Genomic DNA, 11163 nt, shown 5'->3' with positions numbered 1-11163 from the left:
TTTAAGTGTTTTCATAGACTGGTTGGGTAGATGAGGATATTTTTTTGGCATATTCTCTCCACTCTTTACCGTAAATGGATTGCATTCTTTCTTCTATCTGATGTTTTTCAGATGTTGTAATATTTGTACTATTTATACAAAGGTATTTTTCTGTGATAAATGCAAAATTGATAACCTTTAATAATTCGTCCGACAGGTGGTATCCTTTTTCAAAACTATTTTTGATGATTTTTTGGTATAAATGATTACTGTCATTTTTAATGAGTAGTAGTGCATAAATATTGGCTAAAATCATCTGTTCTATCATTTCAACGTTTTCGGCTATTTGAGCTTGTTTGATAAAGTTTTGTATAGCTTCCTCTTTTTTTCCTGTCATACTGTAATAAGAAGCTTTGTAGGAATAGAGTTGTATGAGTGTGCCTGCTAATTCAGGTTTTTTTTGATAGTTTGCTTCTGCTATTAGAATACCTTTGTCTAGTAAACGTAAGGTTTTAGCATCATCTTTGAATTGAAATAAAAAACCAGCGTAAATCAAATGGGCAGATGCCCAAAAAGAAGGGTCTCCTGTAGATTGTGTTAGGGTAAGCATTTGTTTTCCCCAATAATGTACTTGTTCTTTGTCATTTTTAGATGCGCTTTCGCCTATTTCAAAAAGATACTTTCTGAATTTAACTTGTGGATCGTTGGGATTTCCTTGCGTGGCTAATTCTTTATAAGAACTTGCCATATTTTGATCGGGAACGTCTATTGTGACAGCCAGGGTGTCAAGATTATCTACAAGTTTTGTATGTTTTTCTTTTCCTTTGAAATCAATCAAAAGTATTCCGTAATCCTTAAGGATGGGTGAAAGGAGTTGTTTTATAAAAAGATGATAATTTTCATAATTAGATACTTTTTTAGGAACCAGACTTATAATGATTAGATTCTCTTTTTTGGATTCAAATTTTTTAAAACTTACAAGTAGTCGAATAAAAAGATCTTTCAGTTCATTTGAATTTTTATGAGATATTGTATAAAATTCTTTTTTTAATTCTTCAAATTCTATCCAATTCCAATGAGGATAACTTTGTAAATCTCTATCAAAAGAGGTTATCCATTCGTTTGTAAAATCATAAATGTACTGATTTTCGTTTTCAAAATCAATGGAAAAAAGAAGGAAAGAATCAGGACTTTTGCCATGTTCTGATGCTTCTATTTGAATAAATCCATTAACTAAAATAAAGTCTTCTTGGTAGCATACTAGTTGAAACAACCTAGCTTTGGGTTTGTTTTTTCTGGCATTAGTCCAAAGCTTGGCTATTTTACTTATGCGAACGGCAATAGGGTTGTGTTCGTTGCTTTGCATATTAGGTTAGTTAAGGTTTACAATTCCTCCTTTTACATTGGTCATGGCAGAGCCATTTACGTTAACGGTTGTAGATTCTATAGCTACTTCTGTTTCTCCGTTTATTCCTATTTTAGGTGCTTTTTCTTCAATAAGGGATTCGCTGTTGGTTTTTACAGAGGTGGTACCTGTTATTTCTGCTTCTTTTGTTTCTATTTTTACTTTTACATCGCCGCTAATTACAATTGTACCGTCTTTTGTCATTTTAATTTCTGCTCCTCCACAAGTAAATGTAATGCTTTCATTGGCATTAACAGTGGCATTTCCTGCTCCGTCAAATTTTAAATCAACACTGCCTTTATCGGTAAGGTGTACACTTCCCGCATTATCGTCCATGTGTAATTTGTTTCCGCTGGCTGTTTGCAAACCTTTGATGTAGTTGCCTGATCCGCCTTTGCCTGCGCTAGCTTTGCCATTAAACATGGCTCCAAATACAAAGGGTCTTTCGGCATTGCCATTGTCAAATCCTACAATTACTTCTTCTCCTACTTCAGGAATAATGTGCATTCCTTTTCCCTTTCCTGCATAAGGGGTTACGACTCTTAACCAAGGAGTGGTTAATCCTTTTTTCTTTTGCCAAGGAAATTGGACCTTTATCATTCCTTGTGGGTTGTCATTTTGCATGACAATGGCTGATTGTTCTTCGCAGGTAGGAAAAGCGTCTTCATCAAAGAATGGTGAAATAAAGATATCAGGTATGCCTACAAATTCGTTGTAATATTCACTGCCATCATGGTAATGATAGATTTCAATGATGCGGTAGGTTTCCATGGCTTTGGCATTGATGTCGGATATTTTGGCTTTACCTCCTATTCTTAGTTTGGGATCACGGCTTCTTCCTCTTACTTGCATAGTGTGTTCACGACTTTCTTTCTGACGACGTGCCATTTCTTTTAGATCTTTTTCTACGGTTTGTTGTGAGGTGGCATTAAAAAGCATTTCAGATTTTTTTCGGAATACTTTTTCAGAGGCTTCTATTGCTGCTTGTTGAAAGGGGTTTGTTTTTCGTTGAACGTTGTTTTTTACAGCGTCTGAATCTTTTTCTTTTACTTCGGCTGAAATACTGTCGTATGATAAATATTTGAAAAGTTGAGGTTTGATCATCATTTCAAATTCTATGTCTATTAAATCTATGTTTTCACCTAATTCTATGGTGTCTTTGATTTCGTTTCCAAAAATTAGACTTTGGCCGTCGTAATAAAAGTATTCGCCATATCTGTGGGCTAATCTTTTAATGAACTGGTAGTCTGATTCTTTGTATTGTACACAATACGGAATGGTGTAATCTGTATTGATGTTTTTAGTAGATATTGCTACTTCTCCGTTGTACTCCGCTAGGGCTTGTTTAATGATTTCGTCTAGTTTTTTATTTTCATAGCTTTGGCAATCTTTGCCATTTTCTAATAGTATGCTAGGAGAATGCCCTGTGATGTAGAGTTTTCCATACCCACCTCCTTCGTCTTTTTTATTACGAATATTGGCTATTATTCCGGTAAAAGTTTGTGTAATGCTACCAAAACGATGGAAATTAATACTTATTTTTTTTCCTAATATGTTTTTAGAATTTTCCATTACGTAGCCTTCGAAACTGTCTAGAGAGTCGTCGGGTGTAATGATTGTAAAGATATCATGTTCGTTGGTAAATTGTTTTAAATCAACTGTATATGTATTTTTTGCTAAAAAATCTTTGCCATCTATACGAAGGGTGCAATAAACTAAAGGACTGTCTTTGTCGTTTAAAAAATCATGAAATGTTTTTTTTGAAAAATGTTTTTTAAGGTCATCAGGATGGTTTAATCTTCCTATTAACCCATCGTTTTTTTGGGGATTCTCAAAACTTCCCATTTCCTCTGTTTTTTGATTGTTTAAATAGTGCCCTGCGTTTTTAATAGTGTCTTTGTTGGCTACTAATTGGTTAAATGCGGGGCTGGATAATTGCTCAGAAGCTTTTTGAGTTGCTTCTGTTTCGATGGTTTTTATGGATTCTTGTTTTAGTTGTTCAACAAGTTGTGTTTTAACTCCGTCTAATCCATTTTTTATCGGATTTTTTGAATCTGTATCTTTAAGCGGCATATCCTTAGTTTTTAGAGTTTAATTATGATATCTTTATTGTTAAAAGAAATGAATTATCGCCACTTTTTATCGTGTGATACGCCATTTACGTCAAAGTTCTTAGCAACAATACGAATGGATATTTGTAAGGGCTCTTTGCTTTCTGAAGTAAAATGTTCTTCAAAAAAGATGCAATATCCTTTTTCAAATTGTAATTCTTGCAATTTGCTCATAGCGTCTCTACGATAAAAGATGATTCTACCGTCTTTAGATTTGTTGTGGTCTAACATCCAGTCTAAAAAATCAGGATTTCCTGTACTTTCAATACGAATAAATATTTCTCCTCCCTGTGGCATTCCTTGTGGTTTGCCTGTGTTATCGATTGATTGTGTAAAATTGTACTTACATTCTAAAATATTGTACATGTTACCATCTAATTCCAATTTGGCTAAAAATGACATATATATTAATTTTTAAATTTTTTCTATTTTTGTTTGAATCAAGTTGTCCTCTTTATAATAATTGCATTGTTTTTCTATTACTTTTCCTTCGTATCCAATTAGATATTCATAATGCCAACCTTCTTTCTTTTTGTTTTTAAACCTACCTTCCCAGATAAGGAAATGGTCTTTGTCATAATATTTTATGTAACCAGTTCCTGTTTTTCCTAAAAAGGATTGATAGACTTTTTTTCCTTCTTTGGAGCATACGGTATAGGTGTTTATGAAATGCCCTTTTTGATCGGTTTCAAAACGTATGTGCAATTTTCCTGTTGGGTAAAAATCCTGTTGAATCCCTGCTAAATTATCCTTTTGATAATTCCTGTCTTCTATTACTTTTTGGGTTTTAGAGTCAAAGATTTTAGAGTTAATTAGCTCTCCTTTTTGTGAGTAGATATGTTCTTCACTTATTGTATTTTGATCCAAAAGGGGTAGATATTTTTTCCATTTTCCCACTTTGATTCCATTGACAATCTTGCCTTGTTCAAAAGATTTTTTGTCGCATTCAACTATTTTAACGAAAGCTTCTTGTGTTATTTGTTGCAGACTATCAATTAATAAGGAATCTTTTTTTTGTACAAAAGAGGAATCTGTATAAAGTTCTGCTTTATACCTGCCTTTTTCTTGTTTACAAGCTGTTTGTATAGAAAGAAATAGAAGAAATAATAATTGATGTGTTTTCAAGGTCTAAAAAATTTGATGTTATCATTATCTATTTCTCTACTTCCCCACCAACTATCAGCGTCGCATTTTTCAGTCCCATTGCCAGTGGCTCCTCTTCCAGCTCCTCTGGAGCAAAATTCGTCATCTTCAAATAGCTGTCCTCTACGTACTTGAGTAACAATTTCTACATGAGTGCCTCCAAAGGCTGCAATGTCTCCTCTTTGTACGTCTTGTTTTTTGACAAATTTGAGTTTTTCTCCGTTCCATACTTGTTTGGCGGATAAGTACTTGCCATTAAAAAGAATGTTGTAACCGGCCATAAATAAAGCTTCGCCTACAAATAAATTGCAAGACCATTTAGCATCTTCTCCATAAAATACTACATAATATCCTGATTCCCATTTGTCATAAGCTCTTTTTAGAGTAGAATAATCAGAATCGGTTACTTTTCTATCTTTATCAAGTTTTGCTAATAGAAGTAAATATTTTCTTTGGGTTAGGACAAACCAAGAACTGTCCATCCATTTTTTGCTGAATCCATTAGATGTTGAAGGAAAATGAAGTGGTTTCCTTTTGGCACCAGTTAGCATACTGTTTTTTGTTAAGAAATAACCTTTGTTTTCATAAAAATCCTTATAACTATTCATTATAACTTGATCATTGGCTATTTTTTCTGCTTCCCTAGCTACTTTTTCGCTCATAATTGTTTAGAAATTTAAAAATTATTTTAATTCTAATCTTGGGGTTACAAGTGATATGTGTAAAAGTTAATGTTTTAATAAAAAAAGGAGTAACAAAAATTGTTACCCTTTTTTTTAAAAAAATATTATACCCATTCGTTTTCGTAAGCTCCAGAGCCTAATTCGATTTTTTTAGCCGAAATAGTAAACGTTTCAGTTAAGGGGTTTACACCTGTTGAATCAAAGTTTTCTCTGAATTTTACTACGTAAGCTTCTGAGAATTTTAATTCTTTTAGGACAGCATCGCTATCTCTTTTAAAGAATTTTACACTGCCATCTTTTCTTTCAAATGAGTTGGTCATCCACTCAAAGAAAGAAGTATCTGCTGTTCCTTCAATTGTTAATTCAATTTTTCCTCCTCTAGTTACAGTAGAAGGTCTACCTGTTGCGTCAGTTTCTTGGAATAAACCATAATTTATGTTTAATACTCTGTACTCTTTTCCTGCTACTGATAATTTAGTTTTAAATGACATGTTATAAAAGATTAAAAATTACAAATGAAGATATATTTGCTTAAGGGGTATGCGAAAAAAGGTTATAAAAATGATTTTATAAAAAAGTTCTGCTTGGTGCAAACCAGTTAAAAAAGAACTATTTTGTGTTTGAAGTATCATTCATATATTTATTTTTAATAATAAAACCACTTATGGAAACATATACGGATCGAATTTAACAAATTATATTAAAAAAAACAATTTTTTTAATATTTAAATTTAAAGAAATATTTCTTTGGTTGTAGGTAAAAATAGATGTTGTTTAACGAAATTCTAGTGTTTTAAGGCGGTGGAAGAGCAAATAATCTTTTGTTTCTTGTAAAAAAATAAATCAATTATTTTTTTAATGGAAGATTTTTTATGAATGTTTTAGCTTTTATACTTAGCCTTATTGAATATTGTATGTATAAGTGGTGTTTTTTTGTGATCAATGGCAATATTTCTTTTATCCTCAACTTTTGTTCTTGATCCGTTTTTGACTTGATCCTAAATATTGATTAAATTCCAAAATAAAAAACCCTCAATCTCTTAAAGATTAAGGGTTTTGTGCGGGTGATAGGACTCGAACCTACACGTCTTGCGACACCAGATCCTAAGTCTGGCACGTCTACCAATTTCGCCACACCCGCGAAATTTTCAATCTTAAACCTTTTGGGTGGTTGCTGATTGCGAGTGCAAATATAGATATATTTTTTTAATGACAAATATTTTTTTTACTTTTTTTTTTTTAAAAAATGTGGTTAAATTTTTAAAAAGACCTTTCGATTATTTGATTCTGCAATTTGTATATTTGACTTTTACTTTATGAACTGAACATGGAAAATATTAAACAGTACGTTCAAGATAACAAAGAACGTTTTATTAATGAACTAATCGACTTATTAAAAATACCTTCAGTAAGTGCTGATAGTGCTTATTCACAAGATGTAATTGATACTGCTGATGCCGTAAAGAAGAGTTTGGAAAACGCGGGATGCGATTTCGTTGAGCTCTGTGAAACGCCTGGTTATCCGATTGTTTATGGTGAAAAAATTATAGACAAAAATTTGCCAACGGTTTTGGTGTATGGTCATTATGATGTGCAACCTGCTGATCCTATTGAATTATGGGATTCGCCTCCTTTTGAACCTGTAATAAAAAAAACGGATTTGCATCCTGAGGGAGCTATTTTTGCGCGTGGTGCTTGCGATGATAAAGGACAAATGTATATGCACGTAAAAGCTTTTGAATACATGATCCAAAACAACTGCTTGCCTTGCAATGTGAAATTTATGATTGAAGGAGAAGAAGAAGTAGGCTCGAAAAGTTTAGGCTGGTTCGTTGAAAGAAACCAAAATAAATTGGCTAATGATGTTATTTTAATTTCTGATACAGGCATGATTTCTAATCAACAACCGTCTATTACAACTGGTTTAAGAGGGTTAAGTTATGTGGAAGTAGAGGTAACAGGACCAAACCGGGACTTACATTCTGGATTGTATGGTGGAGCAGTAGCCAATCCTATTAATATTCTAACAAAAATGATTGCGTCTTTGCATGATGAAAATAATCATATTACCATACCTGGTTTTTATGACAAAGTAGAGGAACTGTCTACTGAGGAAAGAACGCAAATGGCAAAACGTCCTTTTAGTCAAGAAGCATACAATAAGGCGTTAGACATTGCGGAGGAATATGGAGAAGTAGGTTATACTACCAATGAGCGTAATTCTATCCGACCTACTTTAGATGTAAACGGTATTTGGGGTGGCTATACAGGGGAAGGAGCAAAAACGGTAATAGCAAGTAAGGCTTATGCTAAAATTTCCATGCGATTAGTGCCTAATCAAGATTGGGAAAATATTACAGAATTATTTCAAAATCATTTTGAATGTATAGCTCCGAAATCAGTTAAGGTAAAAGTAACCCCACATCATGGAGGACAAGGGTACGTAACACCAATTGATAGTATAGGGTATCAAGCAGCTGCTAAGGCTTATAATGATTCATTTGGTGTAGAGCCTATTCCTGTTCGATCAGGAGGAAGTATTCCTATTGTAGCTTTATTTGAAAAAGAATTAAAATCGAAAACGATCATGATGGGGTTTGGTTTGGATAGTGATGCTATTCATTCACCTAATGAACATTATGGTATTTTTAATTATTTGAAAGGTATTGAAACGATTCCTTTGTTTTACAAATATTTTACCGAATTAAGTAAATAATTAAAATTGACTTATATTGTGTAAACTATAGAATAGGAATGATTTTTTTGGTATTCAAATTGTCATGTGAAATGTAGTTTGAGGTTTTGTTTCTAATTAAGTCGATTTGTTTGGGTTTTATGACCGAAATAAGAGTTTTTATAGTACTTAAATATGTTTTAAAAGACAAGAAGACTAAAGGGAATTATTAAAATTTAAACCCTGTTTTTGAAGAAAAGCAATCAAAAACAGGGTTTCTTTTTTGAGTAACAAATTTTGAATTAAGAATGAAATTTTAAAAAAGCAAGAATTTATGGCTCACATAAAAAATATGGGGAGTAATTGTAAATTGCGACAAAAAAAGTAAATGGATTTTTCGATACTTTCTGCTTTTCTACCCGAAGAATTATTATGTCATTTTGATATTGTTGATTTTATAGAATTAGGAGATATTCAAACAAAAAAGGATTGCTTTTATATCTATCTTGATGAAAAGAACATTATTCCCGAAGGTTTCATTTCAGAGGAATATGAGTCAAAAGGCTTTTGTGAGCGTACTTTGATACAAGATTTTCCAATACGAGGAAAGGCTGTTTATTTAGGTATCAGAAGACGTAGGTGGCGAAATACAGTAGATAAGTCAGAAATTAAAAGCGATTATTCTTTTATTGCAGAAGGTTCCAAATTAACTGTTGAACTTTCGGATTTTTTAAAAGGTACAGGTAGAGACCCGAGAAGATACGATAAGTAACATTGCCAGTTATTATGGCATTAAAGCTGATTTACTGCGAAGACATTACAAAAAAAGAATCAGTGGTTTTACAAGTTGGAAACAGTTAGAACATGCCGAAAATTATCTGATTTACCCCGAAAATATTGGGGAGAATTTAAGTATTGATGAAGTAAGTTTGTCAAAAGGTGAACTTTATACTTTTGTAACCAATAAACAAGGAAGAGGCAAAAAGAAATCCTTAGTGGCGGTTATAAAAGGCACCAAAAGTCAGGACATTATTGATGTGGTTACTAAAATTCCACTTTCGCATAGAAAACAAGTAAAATCGATAACACTTGATATGGCAAACAATATGCAATCAGCATCAAGAATGTGTTTTCCTGAAAGTTACCTTGTCACAGACCGTTTCCATGTGGTAAAGTTGGTAATGGAAGCTCTCCAGCATTTAAGGATAAAATATCGCTGGGAGGAGGGCTCACATAAAAAATATGGGGAGTAATTGTAAATTGCGACAAAAAAAGTAAATGGATTTTTCGATACTTTCTGCTTTTCTACCCGAAGAATTATTATGTCATTTTGATATTGTTGATTTTATAGAATTAGGAGATATTCAAACAAAAAAGGATTGCTTTTATATCTATCTTGATGAAAAGAACATTATTCCCGAAGGTTTCATTTCAGAGGAATATGAGTCAAAAGGCTTTTGTGAGCGTACTTTGATACAAGATTTTCCAATACGAGGAAAGGCTGTTTATTTAGGTATCAGAAGACGTAGGTGGCGAAATACAGTAGATAAGTCAGAAATTAAAAGCGATTATTCTTTTATTGCAGAAGGTTCCAAATTAACTGTTGAACTTTCGGATTTTTTAAAAGGTACAGGTAGAGACCCGAGAAGATACGATAAGTAACATTGCCAGTTATTATGGCATTAAAGCTGATTTACTGCGAAGACATTACAAAAAAAGAATCAGTGGTTTTACAAGTTGGAAACAGTTAGAACATGCCGAAAATTATCTGATTTACCCCGAAAATATTGGGGAGAATTTAAGTATTGATGAAGTAAGTTTGTCAAAAGGTGAACTTTATACTTTTGTAACCAATAAACAAGGAAGAGGCAAAAAGAAATCCTTAGTGGCGGTTATAAAAGGCACCAAAAGTCAGGACATTATTGATGTGGTTACTAAAATTCCACTTTCGCATAGAAAACAAGTAAAATCGATAACACTTGATATGGCAAACAATATGCAATCAGCATCAAGAATGTGTTTTCCTGAAAGTTACCTTGTCACAGACCGTTTCCATGTGGTAAAGTTGGTAATGGAAGCTCTCCAGCATTTAAGGATAAAATATCGCTGGGAGGAGATTGAAAAAGAGAATCAAGCTATCAAAAAAGCAAAGGAGCAAGCAATAAAATACATTCCAATAACTTTTGAAAACCAAGACACACCCAAACAACTATTGGCTCGATGTCGTTATATCATTGCCAAGAAACCCAACCAATGGACAGAAACCCAAAAAGTGCGAGCCCAAATATTGTTCCAACATTATCCTCTAATACATCAGGCATATAAACACACCCAAGAGTTTAGAAATATTTATGAATACACCTCAAAAGAAGAGGCTAAACAAAAAATATTGAATTGGATATCCAAAACCAAAGAATTAAAAATGACTGTCTTTAATACCGTTGCCAATAGTTTAAATTATCATTTGGAAACAATTGCAAACTTCTTCGTAAAAAGACATACAAACGCAAATGCTGAATCCTTTAACTCAAAAATAAAACTCTTTAGAGCTAATCAAAGAGGTGTGGTGGATACTAAATTCTTCCTCTTTAGAATGGAGAAACTTTTTGCTTAATCCCCAAAAAATTAATCTGAGCCGGGAGGAGATTGAAAAAGAGAATCAAGCTATCAAAAAAGCAAAGGAGCAAGCAATAAAATACATTCCAATAACTTTTGAAAACCAAGACACACCCAAACAACTATTGGCTCGATGTCGTTATATCATTGCCAAGAAACCCAACCAATGGACAGAAACCCAAAAAGTGCGAGCCCAAATATTGTTCCAACATTATCCTCTAATACATCAGGCATATAAACACACCCAAGAGTTTAGAAATATTTATGAATACACCTCAAAAGAAGAGGCTAAACAAAAAATATTGAATTGGATATCCAAAACCAAAGAATTAAAAATGACTGTCTTTAATACCGTTGCCAATAGTTTAAATTATCATTTGGAAACAATTGCAAACTTCTTCGTAAAAAGACATACAAACGCAAATGCTGAATCCTTTAACTCAAAAATAAAACTCTTTAGAGCTAATCAAAGAGGTGTGGTGGATACTAAATTCTTCCTCTTTAGAATGGAGAAACTTTTTGCTTAATCCCCAAAAAATTAATCTGAGCCGA

At 32.8% G+C, this 11163-nt stretch carries 12 protein-coding genes and 1 tRNA gene; 6 read left to right on the top strand and 7 right to left on the bottom strand.

Going from position 1 to position 11163, the window contains the following annotated elements; translation table 11 throughout:
- Nucleotide 1: 1 nt before the first annotated feature.
- The 7 genes from HUE53_RS06885 to HUE53_RS06855 form a co-directional block, all read right to left on the bottom strand.
- Entirely contained in the window at nt 2-1345 is a 1344-nt protein-coding gene (locus HUE53_RS06885; protein ID WP_192188815.1) for a hypothetical protein, read from the bottom strand.
- Between the two features lie 6 nt (nt 1346-1351).
- Nucleotides 1352-3457, bottom strand: a complete 2106-nt coding sequence (locus tag HUE53_RS06880; protein WP_014165944.1) for a type VI secretion system Vgr family protein — start codon at nt 3455-3457, stop codon at nt 1352-1354.
- A 53-nt stretch (nt 3458-3510) separates the two neighbouring features.
- Complete coding sequence (gene tssD / locus HUE53_RS06875) at nt 3511-3897, bottom strand: type VI secretion system tube protein TssD (RefSeq protein ID WP_014165945.1); 387 nt, start codon at nt 3895-3897, stop codon at nt 3511-3513.
- A gap of 12 nt (nt 3898-3909) precedes the next feature.
- A complete protein-coding gene (locus tag HUE53_RS06870; RefSeq protein WP_014165946.1) occupies nt 3910-4620 on the bottom strand; it encodes a hypothetical protein in 711 nt (236 codons plus the stop codon).
- A complete protein-coding gene (locus HUE53_RS06865) occupies nt 4617-5300 on the bottom strand; it encodes a hypothetical protein (protein WP_014165947.1) in 684 nt (227 codons plus the stop codon). Before HUE53_RS06865 ends, HUE53_RS06870 begins: the two co-directional genes overlap by 4 nt.
- A 125-nt stretch (nt 5301-5425) precedes the next feature.
- Nucleotides 5426-5812 (bottom strand): type VI secretion system tube protein TssD, encoded by a 387-nt coding sequence (gene tssD, locus HUE53_RS06860; RefSeq protein ID WP_014165948.1) that lies wholly within the window; start codon nt 5810-5812, stop codon nt 5426-5428.
- Between the two features lie 568 nt (nt 5813-6380).
- A tRNA-Leu gene (locus HUE53_RS06855) sits at nt 6381-6462 on the bottom strand.
- A gap of 186 nt (nt 6463-6648) precedes the next feature.
- Here HUE53_RS06855 and HUE53_RS06850 point away from each other — a divergent pair.
- From HUE53_RS06850 to HUE53_RS06825, 6 genes are all read left to right on the top strand, one after another.
- Nucleotides 6649-8037 (top strand): dipeptidase, encoded by a 1389-nt coding sequence (locus tag HUE53_RS06850; protein WP_077225811.1) that lies wholly within the window; start codon nt 6649-6651, stop codon nt 8035-8037.
- Between the two features lie 346 nt (nt 8038-8383).
- Complete coding sequence (locus tag HUE53_RS06845; protein ID WP_014165862.1) at nt 8384-8767, top strand: ISAon1 family transposase N-terminal region protein; 384 nt, start codon at nt 8384-8386, stop codon at nt 8765-8767.
- On the top strand, nt 8760-9248 hold the full coding sequence (locus HUE53_RS06840) for an ISL3 family transposase (protein WP_454951490.1): 489 nt from the start codon (nt 8760-8762) through the stop codon (nt 9246-9248). Before HUE53_RS06845 ends, HUE53_RS06840 begins: the two co-directional genes overlap by 8 nt.
- A 25-nt stretch (nt 9249-9273) precedes the next feature.
- Nucleotides 9274-9657, top strand: coding sequence for an ISAon1 family transposase N-terminal region protein (locus HUE53_RS06835; protein WP_014165862.1), 384 nt, complete (start codon nt 9274-9276; stop codon nt 9655-9657).
- Nucleotides 9650-10609, top strand: a complete 960-nt coding sequence (locus tag HUE53_RS06830; protein ID WP_454951481.1) for an ISAon1 family transposase — start codon at nt 9650-9652, stop codon at nt 10607-10609. Before HUE53_RS06835 ends, HUE53_RS06830 begins: the two co-directional genes overlap by 8 nt.
- Nucleotides 10602-11138, top strand: coding sequence for a transposase (locus HUE53_RS06825; protein WP_225556188.1), 537 nt, complete (start codon nt 10602-10604; stop codon nt 11136-11138). The genes HUE53_RS06830 and HUE53_RS06825 overlap by 8 nt, the downstream gene beginning before the upstream one ends.
- Nucleotides 11139-11163 lie beyond the last annotated feature (25 nt).

Origin of the sequence: Flavobacterium columnare (assembly GCF_014844295.1) — a bacterium.
Taxonomy (GTDB): domain Bacteria; phylum Bacteroidota; class Bacteroidia; order Flavobacteriales; family Flavobacteriaceae; genus Flavobacterium; species Flavobacterium columnare.
The sequence above is the reverse complement of the archived record's forward strand: the minus strand, read 5'-3'. Positions and strand labels throughout refer to the sequence as shown.